The 14,335-nt window shown below is 66.8% G+C and carries 18 protein-coding genes and 1 pseudogene; 15 read left to right on the top strand and 4 right to left on the bottom strand.

The features are described 5' to 3' along the window. Positions 1-68: 68 nt before the first annotated feature. The 8 genes from ABZW16_RS31480 to ABZW16_RS31445 all read left to right on the top strand — a co-directional run bounded on the left by ABZW16_RS31480 (position 69) and on the right by ABZW16_RS31445 (position 6,847). On the top strand, positions 69-980 hold the full coding sequence (locus ABZW16_RS31480; RefSeq protein WP_354959725.1) for a branched-chain amino acid ABC transporter permease: 912 nt from the start codon (positions 69-71) through the stop codon (positions 978-980). Then, the gene (locus ABZW16_RS31475) at positions 980-2,104 is read left to right on the top strand and encodes a branched-chain amino acid ABC transporter permease (protein ID WP_354959724.1); all 1,125 of its coding nucleotides are present in this window, start codon (positions 980-982) and stop codon (positions 2,102-2,104) included. Before ABZW16_RS31480 ends, ABZW16_RS31475 begins: the two co-directional genes overlap by 1 nt. Further along, positions 2,101-2,988 carry an ABC transporter ATP-binding protein gene (locus ABZW16_RS31470; protein ID WP_354959723.1) on the top strand — a complete coding sequence of 296 codons (888 nt, stop codon included), beginning with the start codon at positions 2,101-2,103 and terminating at the stop codon, positions 2,986-2,988. Before ABZW16_RS31475 ends, ABZW16_RS31470 begins: the two co-directional genes overlap by 4 nt. Then, a complete protein-coding gene (locus tag ABZW16_RS31465; protein ID WP_354959722.1) occupies positions 2,985-3,707 on the top strand; it encodes an ABC transporter ATP-binding protein in 723 nt (240 codons plus the stop codon). Before ABZW16_RS31470 ends, ABZW16_RS31465 begins: the two co-directional genes overlap by 4 nt. Beyond that, on the top strand, positions 3,697-4,761 hold the full coding sequence (locus tag ABZW16_RS31460) for a proline racemase family protein (RefSeq protein ID WP_354959721.1): 1,065 nt from the start codon (positions 3,697-3,699) through the stop codon (positions 4,759-4,761). Before ABZW16_RS31465 ends, ABZW16_RS31460 begins: the two co-directional genes overlap by 11 nt. 235 nt (positions 4,762-4,996) lie before the next feature. After that, positions 4,997-5,671 carry a GntR family transcriptional regulator gene (locus tag ABZW16_RS31455; RefSeq protein ID WP_354959720.1) on the top strand — a complete coding sequence of 225 codons (675 nt, stop codon included), beginning with the start codon at positions 4,997-4,999 and terminating at the stop codon, positions 5,669-5,671. Positions 5,672-5,846: 175 nt separating this feature from the next. Further along, complete coding sequence (locus ABZW16_RS31450) at positions 5,847-6,380, top strand: hypothetical protein (RefSeq protein ID WP_354959719.1); 534 nt, start codon at positions 5,847-5,849, stop codon at positions 6,378-6,380. Then, on the top strand, positions 6,377-6,847 hold the full coding sequence (locus ABZW16_RS31445; protein ID WP_354959718.1) for a GNAT family N-acetyltransferase: 471 nt from the start codon (positions 6,377-6,379) through the stop codon (positions 6,845-6,847). Before ABZW16_RS31450 ends, ABZW16_RS31445 begins: the two co-directional genes overlap by 4 nt. Positions 6,848-6,931: 84 nt before the next feature. Here ABZW16_RS31445 and ABZW16_RS31440 read toward each other — a convergent pair whose 3' ends face one another. Next, entirely contained in the window at positions 6,932-7,306 is a 375-nt protein-coding gene (locus ABZW16_RS31440) for a helix-turn-helix domain-containing protein (RefSeq protein ID WP_354959717.1), read from the bottom strand. A gap of 134 nt (positions 7,307-7,440) precedes the next feature. Between ABZW16_RS31440 and ABZW16_RS31435 the strand changes: the two genes are divergently transcribed. From ABZW16_RS31435 to ABZW16_RS31425, 3 genes are read left to right on the top strand one after another with little or no spacing between them, the layout of a single operon-like run. Further along, entirely contained in the window at positions 7,441-8,406 is a 966-nt protein-coding gene (locus ABZW16_RS31435; protein ID WP_354959716.1) for an NADP-dependent oxidoreductase, read from the top strand. 39 nt (positions 8,407-8,445) lie between these two features. Beyond that, on the top strand, positions 8,446-8,766 hold the full coding sequence (locus tag ABZW16_RS31430) for an NIPSNAP family protein (RefSeq protein ID WP_354959715.1): 321 nt from the start codon (positions 8,446-8,448) through the stop codon (positions 8,764-8,766). Positions 8,767-8,788: 22 nt separating this feature from the next. Then, positions 8,789-9,229 carry a heme-binding protein gene (locus tag ABZW16_RS31425; protein ID WP_354959714.1) on the top strand — a complete coding sequence of 147 codons (441 nt, stop codon included), beginning with the start codon at positions 8,789-8,791 and terminating at the stop codon, positions 9,227-9,229. Positions 9,230-9,258: 29 nt separating this feature from the next. On the opposite strand, the gene ABZW16_RS31420 is transcribed toward ABZW16_RS31425, so the two are convergent. Continuing rightward, positions 9,259-9,453, bottom strand: coding sequence for a hypothetical protein (locus ABZW16_RS31420; protein ID WP_354959713.1), 195 nt, complete (start codon positions 9,451-9,453; stop codon positions 9,259-9,261). Between the two features lie 42 nt (positions 9,454-9,495). On the opposite strand from ABZW16_RS31420, the gene ABZW16_RS31415 reads away from it, so the two are divergent. Next, entirely contained in the window at positions 9,496-10,182 is a 687-nt protein-coding gene (locus tag ABZW16_RS31415) for a HEAT repeat domain-containing protein (protein ID WP_354959712.1), read from the top strand. Further along, positions 10,176-11,198 carry a MerR family transcriptional regulator gene (locus tag ABZW16_RS31410; RefSeq protein ID WP_354959711.1) on the top strand — a complete coding sequence of 341 codons (1,023 nt, stop codon included), beginning with the start codon at positions 10,176-10,178 and terminating at the stop codon, positions 11,196-11,198. Before ABZW16_RS31415 ends, ABZW16_RS31410 begins: the two co-directional genes overlap by 7 nt. 288 nt (positions 11,199-11,486) lie before the next feature. Here ABZW16_RS31410 and ABZW16_RS31405 read toward each other — a convergent pair whose 3' ends face one another. Then, positions 11,487-11,684 carry a GPP34 family phosphoprotein gene (locus ABZW16_RS31405; protein ID WP_354959710.1) on the bottom strand — a complete coding sequence of 66 codons (198 nt, stop codon included), beginning with the start codon at positions 11,682-11,684 and terminating at the stop codon, positions 11,487-11,489. A gap of 50 nt (positions 11,685-11,734) precedes the next feature. Beyond that, the gene (locus tag ABZW16_RS31400) at positions 11,735-13,186 is read right to left on the bottom strand and encodes an ATP-binding protein (protein WP_354959709.1); all 1,452 of its coding nucleotides are present in this window, start codon (positions 13,184-13,186) and stop codon (positions 11,735-11,737) included. Positions 13,187-13,378: 192 nt separating this feature from the next. Between ABZW16_RS31400 and ABZW16_RS31395 the strand changes: the two genes are divergently transcribed. Together ABZW16_RS31395 and ABZW16_RS31390 are read left to right on the top strand one after the other, a co-directional pair. Then, positions 13,379-14,053: a response regulator transcription factor gene (locus ABZW16_RS31395; protein ID WP_354959708.1), complete on the top strand. Its 675-nt coding sequence runs from the start codon at positions 13,379-13,381 to the stop codon at positions 14,051-14,053. Positions 14,054-14,170: 117 nt separating this feature from the next. Then, a pseudogene (locus tag ABZW16_RS31390) lies at positions 14,171-14,335 on the top strand (hypothetical protein); the annotation flags it as partial.

Below are 14,335 nucleotides of genomic sequence, written 5' to 3'. Positions count from 1 at the left end.
CCCGCGAGCCGCGGCCGCATCACCCTCTCCTGCCGGCCCCGCCGGCTCCCGGCATTTAGGAGTGTGCCATGGACCTGCAATATCTCATCCAACTGATCCTGAACGGCCTCTTCATCGGCTCGTTCTACGCCCTCGTCGCGCTCGGCTACTCGATGGTCTACGGCATCATCAAACTGCTGAACTTCGCCCACGGTGACATCTACATGCTCGGCGCCTTCGCAGGCTATGCGCTGCTGACCGCGGTAGCCGGCTCGCTGGGCGGCGGCGCCTCGATCGTCGTACTCGTCCTGATCATGGTGGTGGCAATGCTGGTCACCGGCACCGTGGGGCTTGTCCTCGAGCGGGTCGCCTACCGGCCGCTGCGCGGAGCACCGCGATTGTCGGTGCTGATCACGGCGGTCGGCGCCAGCTTCGCGCTGGAGTACGGCATCGCCGTCGGGTTCGGCCCGAACCCGCGTGTCTATCCCGTCGGCTTCGGCAACGGTGCCATCTCCGTGCTGGGCGCCCGGGTCACCTACGCCCAGCTCGCCATGATGGTGATCGCGGTCGGCCTCATGGTCGCCCTCGACCAGCTCGTCAACCGGACCCGGACGGGTCGCGCGATGCGCGCGATCTCGCAGGATCCGAAAGCCTGCCTGCTGATGGGCATCAATGTCGACCGCGTCATCTCGCGCACCTTCTTCATCGGCTCGGCGCTGGCCGGTGCGGCCGGAGTTATGGCCGGCGCATATTACGGGAAGGTGGACTTCCTGATGGGCTTCATCATCGGCCTCAAGGCGTTCACCGCCGCAGTGATCGGCGGCATCGGCAACCTGCGGGGCGCCGTTCTCGGCGCTGTCGTTCTCGGGCTGCTCGAGTCCTTCGGAACCGCCGCGCTCGGCAGTGAGTGGCGAGACGTCTTCGCCTTCGGCTTCCTGATCGTGTTCCTGACCGTCCGACCAACCGGTCTGCTCGGCGAGCGAGTGACGGAGCGGGTCTGATGAGCAACGATAACTCGATCCCGGCCCGAGACGGGGCCGTCGACGCCCCCTCCGGCTTCGTGCAAGCCGTCGACGGGGCCGGCAAGTCCACGGTCGGTCACGTCGGCTCCGGCCTCGCGCCCGCGGATGCAGCTGGCCGTGTAACGCCGGTAAGCCGCGCGATCAGCCACCCGCTGTTCGGCTGGGTCGTGATGGCCCTCGCCGTTGCGCTGCCTTTCGTCAACTCCTCGTCTTACAGCATCCGGATCGCAACGGACGCGCTCATCTTCGTGATGCTCGCCGTCGGCCTGAATATCGTCGTGGGCTACTGCGGTCTGCTCGACCTGGGCTTCGCCGCCTTCTTCGCGATCGGTGCCTACACGTCCGGCATCCTCACCACGTCGCTGGGGTGGCCCATTCTGCTCACGATCCCAGTCGTCGTGATCGCAGCCGTCATCGGCGGGGTGGTGATCGGCGGCCCGACCTTGCGACTGCGCAGTGACTACCTCGCGATCGTCACCCTCGGATTCGGCGAGATCATCCGGATCACCGCGAACAACCTCGATATCACCGGCGGCCCGAACGGGATCTTCGGTATCCCGGACTTCGGCGACTTCGGCCTGCGTTCTGACATCACGACCTACTGGATCGTCGTCGCTGTCGTTGCAGCAGCGGTGTTGGCTTCCGCGCGGCTCGGCAAGGGACGGCTGGGCCGGGCCTGGCGGTTCGTGCGCGAGGACGAGGACGCCGCGGAGGCGATGGGCATCCACACCTACCGGGTGAAGTTCGCGGCGTACATCACCGGAGCGATCTTCGGCGGGATCGCCGGTGTGCTCTTCGCGGTGCACCAGACGGCGATCTCGCCAACCAGCTTCAACTTCCTCTGGTCGGCGCTCATTCTCATGGCGGTGGTCCTCGGCGGGATGGGCTCAACGCCCGGCGTCGTCGTCGGCGCGCTCGTCATCTCCCTGCTCCCCGAATTGCTGCGTGGCGCGGAGAACTGGCGCTATCTCGTCTTCGGCGTCCTCCTCATCATCGTGATGCTGTTCCGCCCGCAGGGCATCTGGCCGCACCGGGGCGACGAAAAGCCGTCGCGGATCGAGAAGCGACGAGCCCGCACGGCGGCAAAGGAGATCGCACCATGACCGCGACACACGGCAAGGTGGGAGGGAACGGCTCGTCGGCCACGGGGCTGCTCCAAGTCCGCGACATGACAGTGGCCTTCGGCGGAGTCACTGCCGTCAACGGCCTGACCTTCGATGTGCACGAAGGGGAGGTCCTCTCGGTAATCGGCCCGAACGGTGCCGGCAAGACCAGCGCCTTCAACTGCATTACCGGCTTCTACAAGCCGTCGGCCGGGCACGTCACCTTCGACGGCAGCGATATCACCGGCAAACGTCCCGCGGTCATCGCCGCGCGCGGGGTCGCCCGCACGTTTCAGAACCTGCGCCTGTTCGGCGAGCTCAGCGTCCTGGACAACGTGCGCGCAGGGATGCATGTGCGGATCCGGCAGAACGCGTTCGACGCCATCCTGCACACCCCCCGATACCACCGCAGCGAGCAAACCGCGACCGACGAGGCGCACCGCTGGCTCGACTTCGTCGGAGCGCGCGGGAGCCGGGTCCACGAAGTGCGCAACCTGCCGTACGGCGAGCAGCGCCGCGTCGAGATCGCCCGGGCCCTGGCCCGTGAACCGAAGATGCTCCTGCTCGATGAGCCCGCGGCCGGCCTGAACCACAACGAGAAGGAGGAGCTCCTCGGCCTACTGCGCCGCATCAGCGACCTCGGGACCGCGGTCGTGCTCATCGAGCACGATATGGGCCTGGTCATGGAGGTCTCCGAACGCATCGTCGTCCTCAACTACGGCAAGGAGATCGCGGACGGCGCACCCCACCAGATCCGCACCGATCCCAGGGTCGTCGAGGCCTACTTGGGCACCGACGACGCCGAGGCCGAAGCGGTGGCCGCCGCCGACGAGGAGATTTTCAGCGATCACACCGCGGCACCGAGCGAGAAGGGCGAGTCGTGAGCACAGTTACTCCGGTCCTCGAGGTCGAGGACCTCGTGGTCAACTACGGACGGGTCGAGGCGCTGCGCGGTCTGTCGCTGACGGTCGGTGAAGGCGAGACGGTGTCGCTGCTCGGCAACAACGGCGCTGGCAAGTCGACCACCGTCTCTACGATCTCCGGTCTGGTGCGCGCGAAGTCGGGACGGATCAGGGCGTTCGGCAAGGAGATCACAGCAGCCAAGCCCTGGGAGCTCGTCGAGATGGGCATAGTCCACGTGCCCGAAGGCCGACGGATCTTCCCTCGGCTCAGCGTCCACGAGAACCTGCTCATCGGTGGTTACACCGTCCGTGACAGCAAGGCGATCGAGGAGCGGATCCAGGAGGTGTACGAGCTTCTACCGCGGCTGCGCGACCGCCGCAACCAGCACGGCGGCACCCTGTCCGGGGGCGAGCAGCAGATGTTGGCGATGGGGCGCGCAATGATCGCCGCGCCGCGCCTGCTCATGCTCGACGAGCCGTCCATGGGACTCGCCCCCCTCATGGTCGCCCAGATCATGCAGGTCGTGCGAACCATCAGCGAGCGAGGCACCGCCGTACTCCTCATCGAGCAGAACGCCCGGTCCGCGCTCACCGTGGCCACCCGCGGCTACGTACTCGAGGCGGGCGTGACCAGCCTCGAGGGGTCCTCGGAGGAGTTGCGGACCAATCCCCGAGTAGTGGAGGCCTACCTTGGCGCCTGAGAGGTCGTTCAGCTTCGAGACGGTGGACTACCACACCGGCGGTGAGCCGTTCCGGATCGTCGCCCACGGAGCGGTCCGGCTCGACGGCGCCACTGTGGCGGACAAGCGGGTCCGGGGGATCGCGAGCCCGGAGGTGCAGTATGCCCGCGCGCTCCTGTGCAGCGAGCCACGCGGCCACGCAGACATGTACGGCGGCTTCGTCACCGAGCCCGACGACGACGGCGCCGATCTCGGGGTGCTGTTCTGGCATAAGGACGGCTTCTCCACCGCGTGCGGCCACGGCACCATCGCGCTGGGTGTGTGGGCCGTCGAGTCCGGCCTCGTGCCGCGACTCGAGCAGGGCACTCGCGACGTACGGATCGACGTACCCTCCGGGCGGGTCACCGCCCGCGTTGCCTTCGAGGCGGGCGAGATCGCCCACGTCTCGTTCGTCAACGTCCCGAGCTGGGTGCACTCCACCGGTGTCGACGTCGAGACCGACCGTGGCCGCGTCACGTGCGACATCGCCTTCGGCGGTGCGATGTACGCCGTGGTGTCCGCCGCGGATCTCGGCCTGGCTGTTCGCCCCGCAGACCTGCCCGACCTGATTCGGACCGGTCGCCAGATCCGGGATGGCCTCAACGCCGCCCGCGCGGCGGAGCACCCGAGCGACGCGCGCCTGTCCGGCGTCTACGCAACGATGTTCACCGAGGACGTCGACCCCGACGACGCGACCGCCGCCCAGGCGTTCGAGGGACTCAGTGCCGAGGGTGCGCTGCACCAGCGCAACGTCGTGGTGTTCTCCGACGGCGAGGTCGATCGGTCCCCGTGCGGGTCCGGCACCGCGGCCAGGGTCGCGCATCTGACCAGTCAGGGACGTCTCGCCGACGGTGAGGTTCTGGTGCACGACTCTATCGTCGGCAGCAGATTCCGTGCTCGGGCCGTGGCGCGGGTCCAGGCCGACGGTCACGACGCGGTCGTGCCCGAGGTCGTCGGCACGGCGCACAAGTTGGGAGACAGCCGCTTTGCCGTGGACCCACGCGACTCGCTGGTTCCCGGCTTCATCCTCAGGTGAGGGTCCACGGACCGATGAGAGGTTTCAGGGGATCGACCTGGAATCCCGACATCCGTGACCTGTGGCGGACCAGATCGCTACGCCGTCGGCCCGGCGATTTGGCCCGTCCCCGACAGCGCACGTAACATGTGATATGTCACTGGTCGTCTCGCTTGTACCGTAGCAACTGACCAGATCACACGGGCCGATCCCCGTGGTCGCCGCTCATCCGCCCACACGCAACAAGAAGGCAATGATGTCCGCCACCGATACGCCGGTCTCGACACTGACGTCGTTCCTCCCCCGGAAGAGCATGCGCGACGAGATCATCGAGAAGTTGCGCGGGGCGATCATCACCGGCGAGTTGCGCCCTGACGTCGTGTACTCGGCCCCCGGACTGGCCGAACAGTTCGGCGTGTCCGCGACTCCGGTCCGCGAAGCAATGATCGACCTGGCCAAGGAGGGCTTGGTCGAAACCGTGCGCAACAAGGGCTTTCGCATTCGTGAGCCATCCGAACAGGAGCTGGACAACCTCGTCGAGGTCCGCCTGCTCATCGAGGTCCCCACCGTACGCAAGGTTGCCGACGCCGGCATCGACCCCCAGCAGCTCGCCGAACTGCGCACCCTGGCCCTCGGCATCGAAAAGGCCGCGACCGAACAAGATTTCATCACCTACATCTCCATCGACACCGAATTCCACTGCCGCCTCCTCAGCCTCGCGGGCAACAACGAGCTGGTCGAAACGGTGCGGTCGCTGCGCTCCCGCTCCCGCCTCTATGGCGTCCGCCCACTCGCCGAACGCGGTGAGCTCATTCATTCCGCCCGTGAGCACGTGGAAATCCTGAATCTCATCGAACAGGGAGCCGCGGAATCGGCCGAACAGCTGATCCGCCGCCACATCGGCCACGTCCGAGGCATCTGGGCCGAATAGATCGGACTCGACGGACGTCGATCGCATTCGCCCGAATATCGGGTGGTGGCGGCACATCTGGTGATCGACTCCGGCCGCCCGAGTTGCCGCCTTCCGCGGGCTGCCCGCTCGTCGGCAGTTGCGCACGTTCGTGAGATCGGCTGGCGGCCAACGGCTCTGCAGGCATGATGGACGTGTGGTCGATCGTAAAGAATCTCAACTCGGGCTGGCTCTGACCGCTATCGATCCGAATGTGCTACTGGCACTGGCTGATGAGCATCATGCGCGTACGGTGCGGCCACTGGGCAGTCGTTCGGTCGCTGGGCATTTGGTGAAGCCTTACGTGATCGAGGCGCCGGGGCGGCGGGTGAGCGACCAAAACGTGCAGGCCGCGCTGCGGGTCGCGGGTGATCACCTGTCGTCGGCGTATCTGCGAGGTTCTCTTGGGCTCGCTGTGCTGCTCGTCCATGCCGGTGGTGACGGTGACTACGTCCTGGTCAACACATGGATCGAGGGGTACATGTCCGACCTTGCTGTCTTCGTTGGTCCGGCCGACGATGCCGCCCAGCTCCGGCCCGGACGGGCGGGTCTGGCCCCCTGTGTCTGGGAAGCGGCGGTTCTTTCCCACGAACGAGATGCCTTCACCAAGCATGTCCTGGACGGACACGGTGTGATCGATGAGCGGCTGGCAGCGTGGCGCGGCGATGTGTTGGAAGGCAAGGTCCGATGAGGGGCACCATTTCGGTCCGGGTGCGTCATGCGCGTGTGGCCGATCTACCCCATGTTGCCCAGCTGGCTGCAGAGCATGCCGCGTATGAGAAGGCTGCGCCCCCGCCAGCCGATTTGGCCCGACGACTGCAGGCTCTTCTGTTCGATACAGAGCAGCCCCGATTGCGCTGTTTCGTCGCGGAACTGGACGACGGCGAGATCATCGGGTACGCCTCGTGCGCGCCGGAGTTGTCCACCTGGGACGGAGCGGAGTACCTCCATATGGACTGCTTGTTCCTGCGCGAGGGGCATCGAGGCTTGAAGGTCGGGCCCATGTTGGTGCAGGCCGTGGTGACCGAAGCCCGTCAGCTCGGGCTCGGGCAGGTTCAGTGGCAAACTCCGCCGTGGAACACCGACGCAATCAGGTTCTACGACCGGTTGGGAGCCCAGGCCACCGAGAAGAGGCGCTACTCTCTCGTGGCCGATTGACCCGCTGATGATTGCACCGCAGCGAGGGCAGCGCTGAGGCCGGCGGTGGCATCAGGTCACCCGCACCAGTTGGACCCGAGGGATTCAGGCCCCGCGGCGCAGGTTGAACGCCTGGTCGATGTTGTCCTCGACCCAGGCGCGCAATTGATTGAGCGGGACTGCGGCACTGCGGCCCAGCGGGGTGAGTGCGTACTCGACATGCAGCGGGACCGCCGGGTAGACGGTGCGGTCGACCAGGCCGAAATCTTCCAGGCGGCGCAGGGTTTGGGTCAGGACCTTCGGGCTGACACCTTGGAGTAGCCGCTGCAGTTCGCCGAATCGTTGCGGGCCGTCCTCGAGGATGCCGATGGCGAGTGCAGACCATTTGTTGGCCAGCAGATCGAGCATGGCGCGGCACGGGCACTGTGCGGCGTAGACGTCGTGGTGGACGTGCTGACCGGTCGGGCAACTGGTCGGCATCAGCAGACTCCTCACCAGGCAACTTTCCTCGAGGAAAGTTGGCGCTCTTGATGGTAACCACCCCTGCGGGGCTAGCTTCCTCTGCGTCAACAGGGAGGCCGGTCCAGGTCTTCCGGGATTCAGGAGGTGATGTTATGTCCGCGGTCACGATGCGCGCGGTGACGCAGGAGGCGTTCGGCGGTCCGGAAGTGTTGCGAGTCCGGGAGGTGCCGCGCCCGGAACCGCTGCCCACCGAGGTGCTGGTGCGCGTACACGCGGCAGGAGTCAATCCGGTCGACTGGAAGACTCGGTCGAATTCCGGTGTGGCGGGCGTGCTGGGCGAGCCGCCGTTCGTCCTGGGGTGGGATGTGTCCGGGGTGGTGGAGGCGGTCGGATTCGGGGTGACCACCCTGCACGTCGGCGACGAGGTGTTCGGGATGCCCTGGTTCCCGCGCGCCGCGGGTGGTTACGGCGAGTATGTCACCGCGCCGGCTCGCCAGTTCGCGCGCAAACCGCGCACGATCGACCATGAGCACGCGGCAGCCGTGCCGCTGGCCGCCCTCACCGCCTGGCAGGCGCTGGTGGACACCGCCCGGGTGCAGGCCGGACAGCGCGTACTCGTGCACGCAGCCGCCGGCGGTGTCGGGCACTTCGCGGTACAGTTCGCGAAACACCTTGGCGCGCATGTGCTCGCGACCGCGAGCCAGGGACATCACATGTGGCTGACCGGCATCGGAGCCGACGAGGTCATCGACTACACCACCACCCCGTTCGAGCACAGCGCCACCGATGTGGACGTCGTCCTCGACCTGGTCGGCGATATCCACGACAACACCTCGATCCGGTCGCTGGAGGTACTGCGGCCCGGTGGGCTGCTGGTGTCGATTCCCACCGGGGTTTCCCCCGAACTGGCCGCGGCGGCCCAGCAGCGCGGCGTGCGGGTCAGCTCGTTTCTGGTCGAGCCCGACGGCCCGGCGTTGACCCGGATCGCCAACCTCATCGACAGCGGGCAGGTGGAAGTCGCCGTGGCGGAGGTCTTCCCGCTCGAGCACGCCGCCGCCGCCCACGTACGCGGCGAAAAGGGCCGCACCCGAGGAAAACTCGTGCTCCGCGTCGTCTGACACCGTCATTCGGATCCCAGCGAAAGATCGGAATTCCCCGTGTTCTACGAGATCCGCCGTTACCAGACCCAGCCCGAACGCCGCGCCGAATGGGTCCGCTACATGGAGGAGGTGGTCGTGCCCTTCCAATCCGGGCTGGGCATGAACGTCATCGCTTCCTTCATCGACGAGGAAGACGAAAACGGCTACCTCTGGATCCGCCGTTTCGAGGACGAGGCCGAGCGCGCCGAGCTGTACCGGGCTGTCTATGAAAACGAGCTCTGGACAGGCGAAATCGGTCCGGCCGTGCACGCTCTGCTGCTCGCCGAGCAGTCCGTGGTCACCCGTGTCGTCCCCACCGCGGCCTCCCGGCTGCAATAACCCACCAAGGAGAACATTTCCCATGACCACCGACACCCACTTGTCGACGCCCGCGCCTTCCATCACCCGGAGTGCGGCCGCGCGGCTCATCGCAGCTGTACACCTCGCCGCCGCGGAGATCGGATTCGACGCGGCGGTCGCCGTCACCGATGTCGGCGGCCACCTGAAGGCATTCGAACGCCCCGACGAGACACCCTTCCTGGCTAGCGAGGTGGCCGTCGACAAGGCGTGGACCGCGGCCTCGTTCCGCCTCGCCACGCACGTCTGGAACGACTATGTGTCCGGCCCGCAGGTCGCCCCGCTCGCGTACCACCCGCGCCTGATGGCGGTCGGCGGCGGTTTCCCGATCGTCGAGAACGGCCGTTGCATCGGCGGTCTGGGCATTTCCGGCGGTACCGCCGAACAGGATCGGCAGGCCGCCGAGATTGCCTTGACCGCAACTGGTTTCGACAGCGCGGAATAGCACCCGGTCGGGGCCCCAAGACAGCGGCTTCATGCCTGAGCGGTGGACCTGATGACGAGTTCGCTGACATCAACGGTGTCGGGCTGGATGATGGCGAAAGCGATGGCTCGGGTGACCGTGTCGGCCGTGAGGCCGATGCGGTCGCTGGTCTGCTCGATCGCGGCGCGTCCGCGGGGATTGGTGGAGGCCTCGGCGACGGGTATCCGGACGGAGACCCTGTGCACTTGACATTGTCACTGTGTGAAGGCCTTCACTGGCTGTCGGAGGTGGTCCCCATCAACTCGACACACAGCAATCCACAGGACACGCGACTGCTCGACGCACTTGCCGCAGCGAACTCGTCGACGCGGCTGGCGGCGGCTCTGGCAGTCGGCACGCATCCCGAGCCCGGTTTCGTCGATGCGCTCGTAGCGCGGTGCGCGATCGAGCCGGACTTCTTCGTGCGCGACATGCTCACCTGGGCGCTGACCCGTCTTCCGGCGCAGATCACGGTTCCGAAACTGCGTGCGGAACTCCGTTCCGAGCGAGCACAGGCCCGCAGCCAGGCGTTGCACACGCTGTCCAAGATCGGCGATCCGAGCGCGTGGTCGGCGATCACGCGGTCGTTGCTGCACGATGCCGACGACGAGGTCGCGCGGAGTGCATGGCGCGCTGCCGTTGTTCTCGTGCCCGAGGGGGAGCGGGAAGGGCTGGCCGCGGAACTCGCCGCGCAATTCGGCCGTGGCGACCGAGAGGTACGGCTGAGCCTGAGCCGTGCTCTCGTCGCGCTCGGCGATGTGGTCGAGCCGGTCCTTCGGACGGCGATGGCAAGTCACGACCCGACGGTGCGTGTGCATGCCAGCGCCACGGAGCGGCTCTTGCGCGACCCGGATGCCGGATTCGACATCGCCGTCGATGAGGCAAGACGGGTCTTGGCGCTCGGTCCGGACCGGGAGGAGAGAACGGCATGCTGATCGGCGAGGTGGCGCGCCGCTCGGGGGTGAGCGCCCGAATGCTCAGACACTACGACGCCCTCGGGCTGGTGCAGCCGACCGGCCGCACCGTGGGTGGCTACCGGGAATACTCTCCCGAAGACATCCGCCGGATTCTTCATGTGGAGGGGCTGCGGTCGCTGGGATTGTCGCTGAGTCAAATCGGACGCGCTCTCGACGATTCCGGATTCAGCGCGACCGCACTGGTCGGCGACCTCATCCGCGAGACCGAAGAACGGCTGAATCGCGAGCAGGAACTCCTCGAGCGACTCCGTACGGTCGATGCGGCCGAGCCCTCCGGCTGGCAGGACGTTCTGCGCATCGTCGAGCTGCTGCACGGGCTCGGTTCGCAGAGTGCCGCCCGCCGCCAGCAGGCCGTTCTGGCCCCGGCCGAGGATGTGTCGGTGCCCGCCGAGTTGCTGGCCGAGGCGGTCCTGACCGAATCCGATCCGAACGTTGCCGGGGCCCTGCGCTGGGCACTGGCACGGGCGGGCGGCGACGGTGTGGCGAGCGTGGCGTCCGGCATGGGCTCAGCAGACGTCGACGTTCGGCGGCGTGCGGTCCTGGCGATCGCCGAGCTACCGGGCGGCGAGGCGACCGCGGTGCTCACCGCGGCGCTCGACGATGCGGACAGCACGGTCCGCAGAACTGCAGCACTCGCGCTGGGTGCGCGGGGCGTGACCCAGGCTGTGCCAGCACTTCTCGGCATGGTGATCGAGGGCCCGAACGATGTCGAGGCGGCCGAACTCTTGGGATCGTTGGCACGGGACGCGAACTGGGCAGACCGGATCATGAGTGCGTTGATAGACGAGCTCACCGAACAACCAGCGGACTCGGCAGTGCGGATTCGACTGACCCAGGCACTCGCCGAGATGCCGGGGACCATCGCGCTGGATATCCTGCAGCAACTGGTGCGCGACGATGACCGGGCCGTGGCCCTCATCGCCTCGACCCTCGTTGAGCGGATAGAGCAACGGTCCGACAATCCAAATCAGTGATCATGGCGAATGTGGCTCAGGATCCGAAGCAGACTTCATTGCCGCCCAAGTCTTTTGGCGCACCACCGCCAGGATCATATGCGGCGGGTGGACGGCCTTGTGAACTCATCGACGATCCGGAGGGCCCGGCGTCAGCGGTTGGGGGCGGTTCGGGCCCGAAAGTGGATGCGTTCACCGTGTTTTCCGAAGAGGCCCAGAAGCTCGACGGCGGAGTCTGGCCTGTCGACCACGCGTGTACCCAGTTGGTCGACCATCGCCTGTATACGCCGCTGTGCAGGAACGAAGCGTTCACTGCTGGCGGACTTCTTCGACGCGTTCGCCGATGACACGATGCCGCCAACCCGGGCATTCCGTGGGTAGCGCGCCGACCGCGTGCAGTAAGGAGATCAACGCGAGGGTGCGGTGGCCGGGGCGTTGTGCGTCGCGCAGCACCCGTCGAAGTGGTTGGCGCAGTGCGGTTTTGGTTGCGCGGTCGATGGTCGGCAACACCGAAGGGCAGCCCGGCGCGGCCGATGCGCGGTGTTCGGGTAGATCGTTCAGACGTCGGTGCGGGGCAGTTCGATGATCGCAATGGCTCCGGTCGGGAGGTTCTGATCGATGCGTACGGTGCCGCGGTGTGCGGTGATGATCTCGGCGACGATGGCCAGCCCGAGCCCGGATCCGCCGGTGCCGCGGCCGCGGTCCTGCTGTGGTCGGTAGAAGCGGTCGAAAATGCGTGCGCGGTCGGGCGCGGCGACGCCGGGTCCGTCATCGGCGATTTCGATGTGGGCGTGGCGATTGTGGCGTCGGAGTCGGACGGTGATGGTGGTGGCGGCGTAGCGGGTGGCGTTGTCGAGCAGGTTGCGCAGCGCCCGCGAGATCTGGGTGGGGTCGCCGCTGATGCGAGCGGGTTCGACCGCAATGTCGATGGTCAGTGCGGTGGTGGTTCGGGTGCGGGCGACCTCGGCGGTGAGGATGTCATCGAGGTCGATATCGATGTGCCGCTGGGCCAGGGCGTTTTCGTCGGCGCGGGCGAGCAGCAGCAGGTCGTCGATGAGGTGGCGCATGCGTTGGGCCTCGGGCAGCAGGGTGTCATCGAGCATGGCCGCGTCGAGAATGGTGGGTTGGGCGCGGCCGAGTTCGAGGGCGGCGGTGATGGTGGTCAGCGGGCTGCGGAGTTCGTGGGATGCGTCGCTGATGAAGCGGCGTTGGGCGCTGTGCCCGGCCTCGATCCGCGCCAGCATGTCGTTCATCGTCTCGGCCAGGGCCGCGATTTCGTCGCGTTGCGGTGGTACGGGGACGCGGTCGGTGAGGTCGGCGCTGGTGATGGCGGCGACGCGGGTGCGAATGCGTTCGACCGACCGCAGTGAGCGCCCGACCAGGATGTAGGTGGCCAGTGCGGCGAGCGCGACGATGAACGGGGTGGCGAAAGCGACCAGGGCCGCGACCAGTTTGATGGTGCGTTCGATTTCTTCCTGGTTGGTCGCGACCACGATGGTGTAGCGGCCGCCGCGCCCGTCGACGGTGGCCGCGCTGACCCGGCCTTCGTCGGCACGGGTCGCTATGGGGAGGTCGTGGACGATGATTCCCGGGGCGGGGCGATCGTCGGTGATCGGGCGGGTGGGGCTGTTGGTGGAGCTCTGCACGACTCGGCCGGTCCGGTCGATGATCTGCACGATAGCGAGCCGGTTGTCGGTTGCCAGCGCGCTCCGATCCAGGTCTGCGGGGGTGTCAAGGGCGAGTTGGGCGGTGACCTGGCGGATCCGGTCGGTGGCCGCGTCGTCGGAGGCGGAGATCAAGGAGCGATACAACACGTAGGTCAGCGATAGGGCGGCGATGGCGAGCCCGACGGTGATGACGACCGTGACGATCAGTGCGGACCGTACCCGCAAACCCCATCGTGCGGGGTGAGTGAGGGTTCGGATCAAGCCTGCTGCGGTGTCGGCGAACCGGCGGTGTCGCGATGCGGCGGCCGAAGATAGGTCATCGGGTGGCGGGAGTCGGTTCATTGTGCCCAGCTTCGCGGGATGCGGGCGTGGCGTCGGTGACGGCCGCGCTGACGGTCTGATCAACGCGGTCGAGGACAGCGGACATGCTCCGAATCTGGGCCCGTGTTGCTGTGGAAACGCTGAGAGCTGCAGCGATCGCCGAGCGGGTTCGGCTGTAATGAACCTGCGGGCGGTGACAGAAGGGCGGTAGTGGTGCGGGTACTGGTGGTCGACGACGAGATCCGACTGGCCGAGACCCTCCGGCGCGGTCTGTCGGCGGAAGGATTCGTCGTCGAAGTCGCACACGACGGAATCGACGGACTGGAACTGGCCGCGTCCGGCGACTTCGACGTGCTGGTGCTCGACATTATGCTGCCGGGCAAACACGGTTACCAGATCGTGCGGGAACTGCGCGAACGCCGGATATGGACGCCGGTCCTGATGCTCTCGGCCAAAGACGGCGAATACGACCAAGCCGACGCCTTCGATCTCGGCGCCGACGACTACCTGACCAAACCCTTCTCCTTCGTCATCCTCATCGCCCGCCTACGCGCGTTGATCCGCCGCGGCGCACCGGAACGACCCGCGATCCTCACCGCCGGCAGCCTCGCCCTGGATCCAGCGCGGCGAAGTGTCAGCCGCGCCGGACAGGAACTTTCGCTGACCCCGCGCGAATTCAGCGTGCTGGAATACCTGCTGCGCCACCGGGGCGACGTCGTCACCAAATTCGACATCCTGCGCTCGGTCTGGGACGCCAACTACGAAGGCTCCGATAACGTCGTCGAGGTCTACATCGGCTACCTCCGCCGCAAGATCGACACCCCGTTCGGACTGGCCAGCATCGAAACCGTCCGAGGTGTCGGATACCGTCTCCTCGATGCCACCTGACCAGCCAGTTCGAGGAATTCCGCGGTGCGATCGGCCGCACGCTTTTCAGCGTGCTCTCAGCGGCATTTGGGCAGACTCCGCACCCATGGACGTCGGCACTGGAGAAGGAGAGCACCGATGGTGAAGCACGTGGCTCGGGGTCTGCTCGTCGACTACAAACTTCCCCAGATCACGGTCATGTTCTGGATACTCAAGATCGCCGCGACCACCTTGGGCGAGACGGGTGGTGATCTGCTGGCACAGACACTGAAACTCGGCTATGCACAGGCATCGCTGCTGTTC

It is taken from the genome of Nocardia sp. NPDC004604 (genome assembly GCF_040609795.1).
Taxonomy (GTDB): Bacteria; Actinomycetota; Actinomycetes; order Mycobacteriales; family Mycobacteriaceae; genus Nocardia.
This window is presented reverse-complemented; position numbering and strand designations above follow the sequence as displayed.

Coding starts and splice junctions, on each gene's coding strand:
- ABZW16_RS31400 (WP_354959709.1), bottom strand. CDS start 13,186: ATGAACCGACTCCCGCCACCCGATGACCTATCTTCGGCCGCCGCATCG.
- ABZW16_RS31435 (WP_354959716.1), top strand. CDS start 7,441: ATGTCCGCGGTCACGATGCGCGCGGTGACGCAGGAGGCGTTCGGCGGT.
- ABZW16_RS31410 (WP_354959711.1), top strand. CDS start 10,176: ATGCTGATCGGCGAGGTGGCGCGCCGCTCGGGGGTGAGCGCCCGAATG.
- ABZW16_RS31440 (WP_354959717.1), bottom strand. CDS start 7,306: ATGCCGACCAGTTGCCCGACCGGTCAGCACGTCCACCACGACGTCTAC.
- ABZW16_RS31480 (WP_354959725.1), top strand. CDS start 69: ATGGACCTGCAATATCTCATCCAACTGATCCTGAACGGCCTCTTCATC.
- ABZW16_RS31425 (WP_354959714.1), top strand. CDS start 8,789: ATGACCACCGACACCCACTTGTCGACGCCCGCGCCTTCCATCACCCGG.
- ABZW16_RS31475 (WP_354959724.1), top strand. CDS start 980: ATGAGCAACGATAACTCGATCCCGGCCCGAGACGGGGCCGTCGACGCC.
- ABZW16_RS31455 (WP_354959720.1), top strand. CDS start 4,997: ATGTCCGCCACCGATACGCCGGTCTCGACACTGACGTCGTTCCTCCCC.
- ABZW16_RS31470 (WP_354959723.1), top strand. CDS start 2,101: ATGACCGCGACACACGGCAAGGTGGGAGGGAACGGCTCGTCGGCCACG.
- ABZW16_RS31445 (WP_354959718.1), top strand. CDS start 6,377: ATGAGGGGCACCATTTCGGTCCGGGTGCGTCATGCGCGTGTGGCCGAT.